Origin of the sequence: Syntrophotalea acetylenivorans (assembly GCF_001887775.1) — a bacterium.
In the GTDB taxonomy this organism is placed as follows: domain Bacteria; phylum Desulfobacterota; class Desulfuromonadia; order Desulfuromonadales; family Syntrophotaleaceae; genus Syntrophotalea_A; species Syntrophotalea_A acetylenivorans.
In genome coordinates this window covers 1,283,524-1,296,775 of record NZ_CP015519.1, presented here as the reverse complement: position 1 = coordinate 1,296,775, position 13,252 = coordinate 1,283,524, and the positions used below count along the sequence as shown (strand labels likewise).

At 55.7% G+C, this 13,252-nt stretch carries 12 protein-coding genes and 1 pseudogene; 3 read left to right on the top strand and 10 right to left on the bottom strand.

Annotated features, from left to right (window positions below; all coding sequences use genetic code 11):
• Position 1 precedes the first annotated feature (1 nt).
• The 4 genes from mrdA to A7E78_RS05925 all read right to left on the bottom strand — a co-directional run bounded on the left by mrdA (position 2) and on the right by A7E78_RS05925 (position 4,453).
• Positions 2–1,852, bottom strand: a complete 1,851-nt coding sequence (gene mrdA / locus A7E78_RS05940) for a penicillin-binding protein 2 (protein WP_072283374.1) — start codon at positions 1,850–1,852, stop codon at positions 2–4.
• A 16-nt stretch (positions 1,853–1,868) separates the two neighbouring features.
• The gene (gene mreD, locus A7E78_RS05935; RefSeq protein ID WP_072283373.1) at positions 1,869–2,378 is read right to left on the bottom strand and encodes a rod shape-determining protein MreD; all 510 of its coding nucleotides are present in this window, start codon (positions 2,376–2,378) and stop codon (positions 1,869–1,871) included.
• Complete coding sequence (gene mreC, locus A7E78_RS05930; protein WP_072283372.1) at positions 2,375–3,193, bottom strand: rod shape-determining protein MreC; 819 nt, start codon at positions 3,191–3,193, stop codon at positions 2,375–2,377. The genes mreD and mreC overlap by 4 nt, the downstream gene beginning before the upstream one ends.
• Before the next feature lie 216 nt (positions 3,194–3,409).
• On the bottom strand, positions 3,410–4,453 hold the full coding sequence (locus A7E78_RS05925) for a rod shape-determining protein (RefSeq protein ID WP_072283371.1): 1,044 nt from the start codon (positions 4,451–4,453) through the stop codon (positions 3,410–3,412).
• Between the two features lie 210 nt (positions 4,454–4,663).
• Here A7E78_RS05925 and A7E78_RS05920 point away from each other — a divergent pair, with 210 nt between their 5' ends.
• Together A7E78_RS05920 and A7E78_RS05915 are read left to right on the top strand one after the other, a co-directional pair.
• Positions 4,664–6,622: a SurA N-terminal domain-containing protein gene (locus tag A7E78_RS05920; RefSeq protein WP_072283370.1), complete on the top strand. Its 1,959-nt coding sequence runs from the start codon at positions 4,664–4,666 to the stop codon at positions 6,620–6,622.
• On the top strand, positions 6,619–7,509 hold the full coding sequence (locus A7E78_RS05915) for a phosphoribosylaminoimidazolesuccinocarboxamide synthase (protein ID WP_072283369.1): 891 nt from the start codon (positions 6,619–6,621) through the stop codon (positions 7,507–7,509). Before A7E78_RS05920 ends, A7E78_RS05915 begins: the two co-directional genes overlap by 4 nt.
• Positions 7,510–7,598: 89 nt before the next feature.
• On the opposite strand, the gene A7E78_RS05910 is transcribed toward A7E78_RS05915, so the two are convergent.
• Positions 7,599–7,868 carry a DUF3024 domain-containing protein gene (locus A7E78_RS05910; protein ID WP_072283368.1) on the bottom strand — a complete coding sequence of 90 codons (270 nt, stop codon included), beginning with the start codon at positions 7,866–7,868 and terminating at the stop codon, positions 7,599–7,601.
• Between the two features lie 206 nt (positions 7,869–8,074).
• Positions 8,075–9,253, bottom strand: a complete 1,179-nt coding sequence (gene purT / locus A7E78_RS05905; RefSeq protein ID WP_072283367.1) for a formate-dependent phosphoribosylglycinamide formyltransferase — start codon at positions 9,251–9,253, stop codon at positions 8,075–8,077.
• A 230-nt stretch (positions 9,254–9,483) separates the two neighbouring features.
• Between purT and A7E78_RS05900 the strand changes: the two genes are divergently transcribed.
• Positions 9,484–10,308, top strand: a complete 825-nt coding sequence (locus A7E78_RS05900; RefSeq protein WP_072283366.1) for a FeS-binding protein — start codon at positions 9,484–9,486, stop codon at positions 10,306–10,308.
• 44 nt (positions 10,309–10,352) lie between these two features.
• Here A7E78_RS05900 and A7E78_RS05895 read toward each other — a convergent pair whose 3' ends face one another.
• From A7E78_RS05895 to A7E78_RS05885, 4 genes and pseudogenes are all read right to left on the bottom strand, one after another.
• Complete coding sequence (locus tag A7E78_RS05895) at positions 10,353–10,586, bottom strand: thioredoxin family protein (protein ID WP_072283365.1); 234 nt, start codon at positions 10,584–10,586, stop codon at positions 10,353–10,355.
• Between the two features lie 36 nt (positions 10,587–10,622).
• Positions 10,623–11,665, bottom strand: a pseudogene (locus tag A7E78_RS05890) (permease).
• Between the two features lie 138 nt (positions 11,666–11,803).
• Positions 11,804–11,947, bottom strand: coding sequence for a hypothetical protein (locus tag A7E78_RS15325; RefSeq protein ID WP_235606806.1), 144 nt, complete (start codon positions 11,945–11,947; stop codon positions 11,804–11,806).
• The gene (locus A7E78_RS05885; protein ID WP_235606805.1) at positions 11,947–13,182 is read right to left on the bottom strand and encodes a heterodisulfide reductase-related iron-sulfur binding cluster; all 1,236 of its coding nucleotides are present in this window, start codon (positions 13,180–13,182) and stop codon (positions 11,947–11,949) included. The genes A7E78_RS15325 and A7E78_RS05885 overlap by 1 nt, the downstream gene beginning before the upstream one ends.
• Positions 13,183–13,252 lie beyond the last annotated feature (70 nt).

The window sequence follows — 13,252 nt, the reverse complement described above, 5'->3', positions numbered from 1 at the left end:
TCTAATTCTCCTCGGCTGCGCCGGACTCGGTCGGCGATTGCAACTTGAAATAGCTGTCGAACATGGCCTTGGCGATAGGCGCTGCGGCACTGCTGCCGTGACTCCCGTGCTCGACAACCACCGCAACGGCAATTTGTGGATTGGCAGCCGGTGCGTAGGCGGAAAACAGAGCGTGGTCCCGCAGACGGTAGGGGATCTCCGCATCCTTTTCCCGACGTTTGCGTTGGTGAACAACTTGCGAGGTGCCGGTTTTGCCGGCGTAGGGCAGCTCTTTGATGCGGCTCATCCAGGCTGTGCCATGGGGTTCGTTGACCACGGCCTCCAGGCCACGCCGCAGAGCATCCAACTGGGACTTATTGAGATGAGCCTTTCGCACGATCTGCGGTTGGGTCTGTTGTTGAGTCTCGCCGGCCATGTCCTCAATATGTTTGACCAGATAGGGGCGCAGTACGGTACCTCCGTTGGCCACGGTGGCCATCATTGTGGCCAGTTGCAGCGGTGTGGTGAGGATATAACCCTGGCCGATAGAAGCGATCAAAGTCTCGCCCCGGTACCAGCGGTCGTTGAACTTTTGTTGTTTCCATTGTTGGTCGGGTATCAGACCTTGGCGTTCGCCGGCCAAGCCCAGTCCGGTGGGTTCCCCCAGGCCGAGGCGGCGGGCCATGTCGGCGATACGGTCGATACCGACCTGTTGGCTGACTTCATAAAACCAGACGTCACAGCTTTCCTTCAGGGCTTTTTTTAGATCGGTGACGCCGTGACCGCCTTTTTTCCAGCAACGAAAGGATCGATTGCCGACAGTCAATGCACCCTGGCAGTCGACTTTGGTGCGGGCCGTCGCCTTTCCGCTTTCCAGAGCGGCCAAAGCGGTGACGATTTTGAAAATAGAGCCGGGCGGATACTGACCCTTGAGGGCGCGATTTTGTAGAGGATCGAGAGGGTTGTGTAATAACTCGACCCATTCCTTGCCGGTAATACCCCGGGCGAACAGGGATGGGTCATAGCAGGGCGTGCTGACCATGGCCAGCACCTCGCCCGTATTGATATCAAGAGCGACTGCGGCCCCCGCCTGATCTCCAAAAGCTTCCTCGGTAGCCAGTTGTAGATCGCGGTTGATGGTCAAGGTAACGCGATTGCCCGGAACCGGCTCCTGGGTTTTGAGAATGCGCAGTTTTTTCCCCTTGACGTCGACCTCTACACGACGTTCGCCGGGAATACCGGTCAGGTACTGCTCAATGCCTCTCTCCAGACCGTTTTTCCCAACGAAATCGCCGGGATGATAGGCCTGGTAAGGGGCGGCCCTAAGTTCTTCTTCGGTAATCTCTCCCAGGTAGCCAAACAGGTGGGCGGCCGATTCGCCGTGCGGATAAAACCGTACCGGTCGCACCTCCGTCAGGATCCCGGGCAGTTCGTAAGAGTGTTCCATGACCCGCTCCAAGGCCTGGCGACTGACGTCGTCTGCCAGGGGGACCGGTCGATAGCGTGGAAAGCGGCGACCGGCCGCCCATCGTTCTTGCAAAATCTCCAGATCGAGAGCAAGGAGTTCAGCCAGTCGAGTCAACATTTTTTCAGGTTCTTCGACTTCCTGACGCAAGGCGGTGATGCGAAAAGCAGGTCGGTTGTCGACGAGCATGTGACCGTCTCGATCGACGATCGGGCCACGGGGAGCGGCGATGGGGATGTAACGGGTTCGATTCTTTTCTGAGAGAGCCTGATAGATATCCGCTTGGATGATTTGCAGGTACCAGAGCCGTAAAAACAGGAATACAAAGACCGCTAATGCCGCCAGCGAAGCAATAATAAAGCGCTTTTTCAGGGCCGGCGATCCCGACCATCCGGTATTAAGAGCCATGGTTAGCGAGTCCGGGTTACAGGCGTCTAGGGGGACGGCGCAGAGATCGATGGCGGCGTAGCAACTGCAAGAAACTGAACAGGAGCCAAGCGCAAACCAGGTTGAGTACGGCTTGCAACGGCAGAGATCGCAGGATGTTGCGCCAAACGGCCCCTGCATCGGTGAGAAAACCGAGCAGGAAAATCAGCAGGACAGCTTGAAGCAGGGTGCCGCACAACACCATAAAAAGCAGCAAGGCGGGGCTTTCGGTATTGAGTCTTTCGGCCAAGCCCCGCAGAATCAGGTACAGAGTTAAAAATATTAAGCCGTAGAGTCCCAGGGTGCTCCCGGCAAAGCTGTCTTGTAGCAGTCCCAGTGTGTAGGCGGCCAGACCGCCGGAAAAACCCTGGCGGTAAAGCCCCAGGTAGATGACCAGAATCAGCAGCAGTTCCGGGGTCAGTTGCATATGTAATAGTACGGGAGCAACAGCGGTTTCGACAAGAATGCCGACAAGGCCGAGTAGAAAGTAGCCGACAACAATATTCATGACGCTTCCCCCAGAAGTACCAGCACCTCTTCAAGGCGCGTGAAATCGACCTCCGGGATGACGGTAACGGTCTGAAACAGGCCGTAAGCTTCCCGTTCAATATTGCTGGTGCGGCCAAGAACCAGGCCTTTGGGGAAAACACCTCCGGTGCCGGAAGTGACAATCAGATCTCCGACCTCGATGTCGTCGCGACGCAAGGCAAATTCAAGGGTCAAATAATCCCCCTGTCCGCGGCAGATGGCCCGGGTGCGGCTACGCTGTACCAGGGCAGCGGCTGTAGACGAGGCGTCGGTAACCAGCAACACCCTGGACTGGCGGGAGGTGCACTTGATGACCCGGCCCACGGCTCCTTCGGCAACCACCACGGGGAGTCCTTCCCGCAGGCCTTGTTGGCGCCCTTTGTCGATGAGGACGGTACGGAAAAGACTGCTGGCGTCGACAGCGATAATTCGCGCAGCAACGCCGGACAGGCCGCTGCTTTCTCGAAAATCAAGGAGTTTGCGCAGTCGCTCGTTGGCTAGACGCACCTCTTGCAGGTCGGTCAGGTCACCCCGCAGGCGTCGATTTTCAGCGCGTAATGCTTTGTTCTGCTGTTCGGTGTCAATCAGCCACAGGTAGCGACTCCACAACCCGTCGGCTGTTCGACAGGTGCTGTCGAAGCCGTACAACAGTGGTGAGGCAATCTGCAGCACAATTTTTTCGAACATGGTCGTGTTGTTCTGGTGGCGGAGGTTGGTCGAATAGAAGAGCAAAGCGGTCAGGACCAGACAGCCGGCCAGCAATCGAACCCGATATTTACGAAGCAGTTCCAGCATGGCGATATAATTCGAAGAAAAAGGGCCAACAAAAGAAAAAAGAGGGCTTGACGCCCTCTTCCTTACTGAAAAATCCGTACAGGGCTTTAATCAGCAAGTTTAATAAAATATATACGACGCTTTCGGTGCTATTGGTCGCAGGCGTTGCTTGAAAACCGACGCACCTGCCTCACCCGAATGTAGTTTTTTTTGGTCGATCTACGATAACGTACTGGTTCAAGAAGAGATGGTCACTCGCTTGAGCAGGTCGAGTTCATCCAGAATCTTGCCGGAGCCGAGTACTACGCAGGACAGAGGGTCTTCAGCAATAACCACCGGCAGGCCCGTTTCTTCTGCCAGCAGTACATCGAGGTTGCGCAGGTAGGCACCTCCACCGGCCAGTATTATGCCCTTGTCGACGATGTCGGCGGCCAGTTCCGGCGGGGTCCGTTCCAGAGCGATGCGTACCGCTTCGATGATGGCGTTGACCGTTTCGGAAAGTGCCTCCCGGATCTCGTTGGAGTCTATCTCCAGGGTCTTGGGGATGCCGGAGACCAGGTCGCGGCCTTTGACGGCCATGGTGCGCACTTCTGCTTCGGGGTGGGCGCTGCCGATCTCAATCTTGATCTGCTCGGCGGTGCGTTCGCCGATGAGCATGTTGTACTTGCGTTTAAGGTGTTGAACGATGGCTTCGTCCAGTTTGTCGCCGCCGACCCGGACGCTTTTGGCGTAGACCACCCCGGCCAGGGAGATGATCGCCACCTCGGTAGTGCCGCCGCCGACGTCGACAATCATGTTGCCCGAGGCTTCGGTGATGGGCAGGCCGGCACCGATGGCCGCTGCCATCGGCTCTTCGATCAGATAGACCTCGCGGGCTCCGGCCGATTCGGCCGATTCTTTAACGGCACGTTTTTCCACCTGGGTAATGCCGGAGGGAACGCAAATAACGATCCGTGGCCGCACCAGGGTCTTGCGGTTGTGGACCTTTTGAATGAAGTAGCGCAGCATCTCTTCGGTAATGTCGAAGTCCGCAATGACGCCATCTTTCATTGGCCGAATGGCAATGATACTGCCGGGTGTACGGCCAAGCATCTTTTTTGCTTCCATGCCGACCGCCAGAACCTTCCTCTGGCCCATATGGTCCTTCTGTACCGCTACCACCGACGGCTCACTGACCACGATGCCCTTACTCTTCAGGTAGACCAGAGTGTTGGCGGTGCCGAGGTCGATAGCCAGGTCGTTGGAAAACATGCCGAAAATGACGTCAAAAAGGTTGAACATGATATGGGAAACTCCTTTCAACCGACCACTGTATAAAGCGGCTCGGACAGGCAATGCAGAGCATGGGAAAAATGTGAGTTACACTACCAGAACTGCGGGTTATATTCAAGGGGCAAAAGGAGAAAGCAGTTGCAATTATAAGGCCGATTGACTAACATGCCCCTTTTCGTTTGCAGCCTGAAAATATGAAGTCAAAAGGAGTCTTTGACGATGCTGGACTTAATTCGAAGAAAACAGAAATCGGTGATGGTCAAGATCGTGTTCTGGGTCATCATTGCGGCCTTTGTCGGGACCATTTTCCTGGTCTGGGGCCAAGGGGGCGGCAACGATGGTGCCGATGGCGATGTGGCGGTAAAGATTAATGGCGAGAGGGTGACCTTCGGTGATTTCCGTACTGCCTATGACAATATGCGGCGCCTTTACCAGAATATCTACCGTGAGCGCTTTACTCCCGAGATGGAAGAACAACTCGGCCTCGAAGGTCAGACGCTGGAAAGGTTGATAAATCAGACCTTGCTGCTGCAGGATGCCGACGATCGTGATATCGAGGTTTCCAAGAGTGAGTTGGTCGATATGATCGCCCAGATTCCCGCCTTTCAGGTCGACGGTGCGTTCAACAAGGATCAATACCTCCAAGTACTCCAATACCAGCGCATGACCTCCGAGCAATTTGAAGATGGTCAGCGTCGCCAATTGTTGATCGAAAAGGTTCGTCAACAGATCGAAGAATCGGCGGCCGTCAGCGAGGAAGAGGTCGCCGAAGAATACCGGCGTCGCAATGAAAGGGTCAACCTGGCTTTCGTTCGATTGGCGCCGGCGCTCTTTGAAGACGATGTAAAGGTGACCGACGAAACCTTGCAGGGCTATTACGACGATCATCAAGAGCAGTTCCGAGTGGCCGAGACGGTGGCTATAAACTACCTCAAATTCGAACCGGCCAGCTACGAGGGGGATATCGATCTGAGCGACGAAGTTCTGCAAACCTATTATCGGCGTCATCAGGCCCAGTTCGATGTGACCGAACAGACTCAAGCCTCGCACATCCTGTTGCGTGTCGATGCCGATGCCAAGCCCAAGGTTAAGAAGCAAAAGCGCCAGTTGGCTGAAAAGCTTCTTGCGCAGATCAAGACCAAAGACAACAAGAACTTCGCCGAACTGGCTCGCCTCCATTCAGATGATGCCGGCAGCGCCGCCAAAGGCGGTGCGCTTGGATACTTTGCCCGCGGCACCATGGTGCCGGCCTTCGAAGAGGCGGCTTTTTCCTTGCAGCCAGGCCAGCTAAGCGACATTGTAGAGACTAACTTCGGTTACCATATTATTCTCTGCCAAGGCCACATTCCGGCCGGCGTTAAAGATCTCGCCGACGTTCTCGACGAGGTTAAAGCGGGAGTTGTCAAAGAACAGTCCCGCCAATTGGCTATTGAAAAGGCCATGGACGCCTATAATATTCATCGCAAGAGCGGTGATCTCGTTGCAGCGGCTGAGGCTAACGGCCTGACTGTGAAGACGACCGGGGCTTTTGAACAGGGATCGTCAATACCCGGCATCGGCAAAGCACCTGAACTCAACAGTGCGGCCTTTAAGCTCAAAGAAAATGAACTGGGCCGGCCGGTGACTCTGGCCGACGCCATCTATTTGCCTGCCCTTAAGGAACGTCACCCCAGCCATGTGGCCGAACTGGCAAAGGTGCGGGCTGCTGTCGAAGCGGCTTATCGCCGTCAGCAGAGTCATGGTCTGGCTCGTCAAACTGCAGAGAAACTGCTGGCGGACGTACAGGATGGAAAATCTTTGTCCTCTGCGGCCCGTAAGCTTAAACAGAAGGTTGAGGAGACCGATTTCTTTTCCCGCTCCTACGGAACCTTTGTGCCACGCATCGGCAGCGCTGCCGAGGTGGCCGAGGTGGCCTTTGACCTGACTAAAGAAAAGCCCGCTGCCGATAAGGTTTTCGAGGTGGCCGGTAAGTTTGTGGTTGTTGCCTTCAAGGCCCATCAGCAGGCCGATATGGCTAAACTGGACGCTGAAAATCGCACCGAGCTGGAAAAGATTTTGCTCGCCCGCAAAAAAGAAAACCTGCTCGAAACCCGCATTAAAGAACTCCGCAAAGAGGCCGATATCGATGTTCATCCGGCCCTGCAAAACTCACTTAAGGAAGAAGAACTGGCATCATGACACCCATCGTATTGCAAAGCGACTGTAGCGACCTGAAACTGGTCAACCGCGGCAAGGTCCGCGACATCTACGACCTCGGCGAACACCTGTTGATCGTCACCAGCGACCGTATTTCCGCGTTCGACGTGGTAATGAACGAAGGTATTCCCGATAAAGGATTCGTGCTGACCCAGATCTCCAAGTTCTGGTTTGAGCGCATGACCGATATCGTGCCTAATCACCTGGTAGCCACCGAGGTGAACGATTTCCCGGCGGAGACCCACAAGTACCGGGAACAACTCGAAGGGCGCAGCATGCTGGTCAAAAAGGCCGCGCCTCTGCCCATCGAGTGTATCGTACGCGGCTATATCACCGGCTCCGGCTGGAAGGAATACGGCCGCCAGGGCAGCGTCTGCGGCATTCCCTTGCCCGCCGGTCTGCAGGAGAGCCAGCAGCTTCCCGAACCGATCTTTACCCCTTCGACCAAAGCCGAGTTGGGCGCCCACGACGAGAACATCTCCTTTGACAAAGCCGTGGAGTTGTGCGCACCGGGATTGGCTCAGCAAGCCAAGGAAACCAGCCTGGCCATCTATCTGCGCGCTCGGGAAGAGTTGGCTGCCAAGGGTATCATCATCGCCGATACCAAATTTGAATTCGGCCTTTACCAGGATCAGTTGATCTGGATCGATGAAGCCCTGACCCCTGATTCATCCCGCTTCTGGCCCAGGGATCTTTATTCTCCCGGCGGTTCTCAACCGAGTTTCGACAAGCAATTCCTGCGGGACTACCTGGAGACTCTCGATTGGAACAAGCAAGCTCCGGCACCGACATTGCCCGCAGAGATCGTGCGTAAAACCTCGGAAAAATACCTCGAGGCTATGGAGCGTGTCACCGGCATCAAGAGTTGATCCGCATCGCCTGCGTTTAAGGCCATTTAAAAAGCGCCATCCATTACGGATGGCGCTTTTTTGTTGTCTATTGAAAAAAGATGGTTCGATCAGCCTTCCCAAAACACATAGTGAGGGTCGCTGCGCAGCAGCTCCAGGCACTCGTTCAGGGGGCCGACGAATTCCCGGCATTCCCAACGTTTCCGCTGAACGAAATATTCCATCTGCCAGTGTCCTGCGCGGTTGGTGGGCAGCAAACGCGCAAACAAGCCCCCGGCGTTATTGAGGTGCAGTTCGCCTCCTTCATGATGTACCTTGAATGCGGCCAGGCTTGGATCCGATGCAACCAGGCTTCTGGCTCGGTTCAGGTCCCAAGGCATAGATTCCTCCCTGTCAACGGAGAGGGCAAGTGGCGTAGCCTTTGCCGATTTCCTATTACTAAAACGGCAAATAGACCCTTCGTCAAGGGCCTAAGTAAAAACAATGACAACCGCAGGGTTTAAGTGCCGGAGATTGATCAATAAAAAATCCCCTGTGATTTTTAGTCACAGGGGATTTTGAAATAGGGCAGGGGCGCTTACTTGTTCTAGCGGGGCACCACCTTGATGGCCGCCGCGGCCTTAGCGGCCTGCTTGCGGGCCTCTTCAACGTCATCAGCGACGACCAGAGCCACCGCCATGCGCCGACCGGGGCGGGTGTCGGGCTTGCCGAACACGCGCACCTTGCTGCGGGGGACGTTCAGTGCCTCCGCCACACCGGTAATGCCGACATTTTGGGAATTTTCGGTGGCCAGTACCACGTGAGATGCCCCCGGCGCGAGGAGTTCGATCTCCGGAACCGGCAAGCCGAGGATCGCCCGCACGTGCAGTTCGAATTCCGACATGTTCTGGCTGACCATGGTCACCATGCCCGTGTCGTGGGGGCGGGGTGAAATTTCGCTGAAATAGACCGTATCGCCTTTGATGAAGAATTCGACGCCGAAGAGACCGGTGCCGCCCAGGGCGTCCGTTACGGCCTTGGCCTGGTTCTGAGCTTCTTGCAGGGCTGCCGGAGTCATGGCCATGGGCTGCCAGGATTCCTGGTAGTCGCCGCCTTCCTGTACGTGACCGATGGGCGGGCAGTAGCTGGTGCCATTGGCGTGGCGCACAGTGAGCAGGGTGATTTCGTAATCAAAGGGGATGAATTCCTCGATGATCACCTTGTCGCCGGTGCCTCGCGCCCCGGCTTGGGCATATTCCCAGGCCTTGTCGATGTCGCTCTCAGAGCGCACCGTACTCTGACCCTTGCCGGAAGAACTCATGATCGGCTTGACCACACACGGCAGGCCGATTTCCTGTATGCCGCTGCGGAACTCTTCCAGGTCGGTGGCAAACAGGTATTTAGCCGTGGGCAGGGCCAGGTCCTCGGCCGCAAGGCGACGAATACCTTCGCGGTTCATGGTCAGGTTGGTCGCCCGGGCGGTAGGAATGACGTTAAAACCTTCCTTTTCCAGTTCGAGCAGATATTCAGTATTAATCGCTTCGATCTCGGGAACGATGAAGTCTGGTTTTTCCTGCTTGATCACTTGGGACAGGGCTTCGCGATCAAGCATGTCGATGACATGGCTGCGATGAGCCACCTGCATGGCCGGTGCGTCGGCATAACGGTCGACGGCCACCACTTCGATGCCGAAGCGTTGGGCTTCGATGACCACCTCTTTGCCCAGTTCTCCACTGCCGAGCATTAGAATTTTGGTTGCGCCTTGTTTCAGTGGGGTACCGATCATCGTTGTCCCTCCCTTCGGATTAAAAAATTTACGGTTTCAGAGTATTGTTGAGGTTCCGTACTATGCAAAATTAACGCTGAGTTTTCAAGTTTTTTCTGGCTCTGAAGCCACTCCCAGGAGGATTGTGCAGGAAGGTTGCGGAGGTTGTTACCCCTGTTCCAGCTTGGCGGTAGATATGCGAGCGCGTATACTTTAAAGACGTTCATTTCTCGCTGGAGGGGAAGGCGACCATGAAAGAGGTTCTTCAGGAAGAAATTCGCAACTTTGTGACGGCAAGCCCCGACAATCGTTTTGCCGGCAGCGATCACCCCTATTTTGAGGAACCGTTAGTGGGGTTTGCCGCGGCTGACGATCCACTATTCAGCGATTTCAAACACATCATCGGCGAATTTCATCTGACGCCCGGGGAAGTGTTGCATGAGGCTTGTGGTTGTTCAGTTGAAGAAGCCCGAACGGTGATCTGCTGGATATTGCCCATTGCCGAGGCCACCCGCAAAAGCAATCGGAAAGCTCAAAAGGTTCCTTCCCGGGAATGGTCCATGACTCGCTCCCATGGAGAACATTTCAATACCCTGCTACGCATCCACCTGTCCAACCTGATCCGATCTATCGGTGCCAAGGCCGTAGCTCCGCTTGTTGCCGGTTTGTGGCGACCGGTGAAAGATCCCCGAGTTGGGATGGCTTCGACCTGGTCGGAGCGCCATGTCGCTTACGTCGCCGGCCTCGGCACCTTCAGCCTTAACGACGGATTCATTACCGAGAAGGGAATCGCCCATCGCTGTGGCAGCCTGGTTACCGATCTGGTAATTCCTGCCAGCCCTAGAACTTGTGTCGACCCGTGGAACAACTGTTTGTACCATCGGGACGGCAGCTGCGGCCTCTGTATTCGGCGGTGTCCGGTCGGTGCTATTTCCTTGCAGGGACACGATAAAGAGAAGTGTCAGGCTTACGTCTACGGAGAACTGCGAGAAACTGCCGGCCAACTCTACGGGGTCATGGAGACGGGTTGCGGGCTGTGCCAGACCAAGGTTCCTTGCGAGACGCGGGTGCCTTGAAGGGAGACGTCCGGCCCTGAATTTACCAAGGGCAGAAGGAGGAATCAGGAGCCCAAGAGTCCCTTGAGTTCCTTGACTGAGGGAACTTTTCCCGCCAGTTTAACCTGTCCGTCTATGGCCAACGCCGGGGTCATGAGGACGCCGAAGCCTGCGATGTCCTGCATTTCCGTCACCTTGACCAGTTCATAGTCCAATTGCAGTTCCTGCGCGGCAGTTTCGGCGTTTTCGGCCAGTTTCCGACACTTTTTGCAACCGGTGCCCAAAATCTGAATTTTCATGATTGGCTCCTTATTGAATCAATTGTTTAAAATACATCAAATAACCAGGTTGAACAGGTAGCCTACGACCAGGATACCGGCTCCGACCACGGCGATAAAGGTGGCGATTAACCGCGGTTTGAGCACCTTTCGCAGAATCACCATTTCCGGAAAGGAGAGGGCGATAACGCTCATCATAAAGGCCAGCACGGTGCCCAACGCCGCTCCCTTGCCGAGCAGTGCTTCCACCACCGGAATCATGCCGGCGGCATTGGTATACATGGGTATGCCGATCAGCACCGAGACCGGCACCGACCACCAGGCGCTCTTGCCCATAATGCCGGCCATGAAATTTTCCGGCACGAATCCGTGGATGGCCGCTCCGGCCAGAATGCCGATGACCACATAGAGCCACACTCTTCCGACGATATCCTTCACCGCTTCGATACCGAACCGGACCCGTTCTTCCCAGGATTGGCGGTTGTTGGGCAAGGCTTGCTGGTTGATCTGCAGTTCCCGCACCCAGTCCTCCACATGGTTCTCGAGTTTCAGGCGGCCGATGGTCCAACCGGCCACGGTGGCGATGAGTATCCCGGTGATAAAGTAAAGGGCGGCGATTTTCCAGCCCAGCAATCCGAACAGCAGAACCAGAGCGATCTCATTGACCATGGGGGCCGAGATGAGGAAGGAAAAGGTAACTCCCAGGGGGATGCCGGCGGTGACAAACCCGATAAACAAAGGCACCGCCGAACAGGAGCAAAAGGGCGTTACCACGCCGAGCAGGGCGGCCAGAACATTGCCGGTACTTTCCCTGCGGCCGGCGAGGATTTGCCGGGTCAATTCCGGCGTAATGAAACTACGCAACACGCCGACGCCAAAAACCACCAGCACCAGCAGCATCAAGACTTTGGGGTGTCGTAAAGAAAGAATTCCACCGCCGAGCCCAGATGGGACTCCGGTCGCAAACCGATGAGGTCGTAGCTGAGAAACTGCGCCAGCGGCAACAGTTGACGATAGAGCAGGAACCAGACAATCAGAAACAGACCTGTTTTGAGGCCAAGATGAGTGCTGAGAAAGCTTTTAGGCAGGGGGCTTTCCATATCCAGCTCCACGCCGGTTTCTTTTTCCATTGCATGTACTCCCTTCGGATTCTTAAATTGAATCCGTCAGTTAATAATAGATGAACATCCGCCATCGTCGAGCAGAATTAGAGGTTGAATCCTGTTGCGAGAGCCTTTTCAGACCCGGTTCCCCCGATAGGCCCGGGCCAGCACCTCGACCGGGTGAAAAACCGGGTAAGGCAGGCAATGATTGAATTGCAGTCGGCAACTCATGCAATCGGTGACGATGGCCTGTGGGGCGCGCTTGCGAATTTTATCCATCAACGGTCCCCCAAGTCCAACGACTTTTGATGGAAATGGTCTTTGAAGCCGAATATCCCTCCCATGCCGCAGCAGTCATAATCGCTGCCGACTTGTTCAATTTCCAGCCCGGGAACCTGTTTCAGCAGTTCCAGATAGGGCAGGCCCATCTTTTGCTCTCGCTGGTGGCAGGGGGCAAAGTAGGCCATGCGCTCCGGCAGGGGGTTGAAGTCGGCGGCGAGCCGACCTTCACCCTGCAGACGGGTCAGATAAACTCCGAAATCGAACAGGTGGTCCGATAGGGCGACCCGGTCCAGAGGATCGATGCCGGAAAAATAGCCGTCATCTTTGAGAATCTCCCGGTACATGGACTTTCTCAGAGTCCAGAACTGGTTCTCGCCTTTCTCGGGGGCCGGCACCTTCAATTCACCTTCTTTGGCATCTACCGACTTCTGGTAGTCATCGGAATAATAAGCTCTTTCTTTGAGCAGTTTTTTCAGGAAATAACCGCAGGTGGGGCAGGAGTAGACCAGGTCGTCATCGTCGCGAACTGCTTCAAGCAGGCGCCCCATGTTGTTTTGCGCCAGCTGCAGGGTGCGCTTTCGGTCGCCTTCCACCAGAAAGGGCATGCCGCAGCATTCCTGCGGCGGGACGTAGACCGTGGCACCGTTGTGCTGCAAGATCTCCACGACACTCCGTCCGATCTCGGGGAACAGGTAGCCGGCGGTGCAGCCGGCGAAGTAGGCTACCCGATGCTTGCCTTCCTTTCGTTGATCAAGGCCCTGGTTTGCCGCCCATTTGAAAAAATTCTGTTTCGGAAAGACCGGAAGTTGTCGGTCGGAATGCAAGCCGGTGGCTTTACGCAACAGGGGGCCAAGGACGCTGTTCGATTGCAGGGCCTTGGACAGCTTGGGGAAGGTGCCGCACAGGCGGGCCATGCGCGGAACGTCGTTGAGTAGCCGGGTCGCCAACGGCAAGCCTTCTTTCTCGATATAGCGGCTCTTCGCTTCCATGACGTCCATGGGAACCTTCGGGCAGGGACAGAGGCCGCAGAAGGTGCAAAGTTCAGTCAGGTAACGCAGCTGCGCCTCACTGACGGGTGTGCCATCCTCATGTTCCTGATCCCAGAGGCGGTAGAGTTCGATGAAGAACGCACAATCCTCCTCCATCATGGTGCGACAGGTGTCACAGTTAGCGCATAACTTCATGACCCCTTGCAGGATCTCTTGCGGCGTTTGTTTTTGTGAACTATCCAAGGTCGCACCTTCCTTTCGTTTCAATCAGTTTCGCTTGCCGGGGTTATGGGCTGTCTTGCGGGGCACAACA

Bases quoted from the DNA above. Each gene is read 5' to 3' on its own strand.
- A7E78_RS05915 (WP_072283369.1), top strand. From the start codon at position 6,619: ATGACACCCATCGTATTGCAAAGCGACTGTAGCGACCTGAAACTGGTC.
- A7E78_RS05895 (WP_072283365.1), bottom strand. From the start codon at position 10,586: ATGAAAATTCAGATTTTGGGCACCGGTTGCAAAAAGTGTCGGAAACTG.
- purT (WP_072283367.1), bottom strand. From the start codon at position 9,253: ATGATCGGTACCCCACTGAAACAAGGCGCAACCAAAATTCTAATGCTC.
- mreD (WP_072283373.1), bottom strand. From the start codon at position 2,378: ATGAATATTGTTGTCGGCTACTTTCTACTCGGCCTTGTCGGCATTCTT.
- mrdA (WP_072283374.1), bottom strand. From the start codon at position 1,852: ATGGCTCTTAATACCGGATGGTCGGGATCGCCGGCCCTGAAAAAGCGC.
- A7E78_RS05900 (WP_072283366.1), top strand. From the start codon at position 9,484: ATGAAAGAGGTTCTTCAGGAAGAAATTCGCAACTTTGTGACGGCAAGC.
- A7E78_RS05910 (WP_072283368.1), bottom strand. From the start codon at position 7,868: ATGCCTTGGGACCTGAACCGAGCCAGAAGCCTGGTTGCATCGGATCCA.
- A7E78_RS15325 (WP_235606806.1), bottom strand. From the start codon at position 11,947: ATGGATAAAATTCGCAAGCGCGCCCCACAGGCCATCGTCACCGATTGC.
- A7E78_RS05925 (WP_072283371.1), bottom strand. From the start codon at position 4,453: ATGTTCAACCTTTTTGACGTCATTTTCGGCATGTTTTCCAACGACCTG.
- A7E78_RS05920 (WP_072283370.1), top strand. From the start codon at position 4,664: ATGCTGGACTTAATTCGAAGAAAACAGAAATCGGTGATGGTCAAGATC.
- mreC (WP_072283372.1), bottom strand. From the start codon at position 3,193: ATGCTGGAACTGCTTCGTAAATATCGGGTTCGATTGCTGGCCGGCTGT.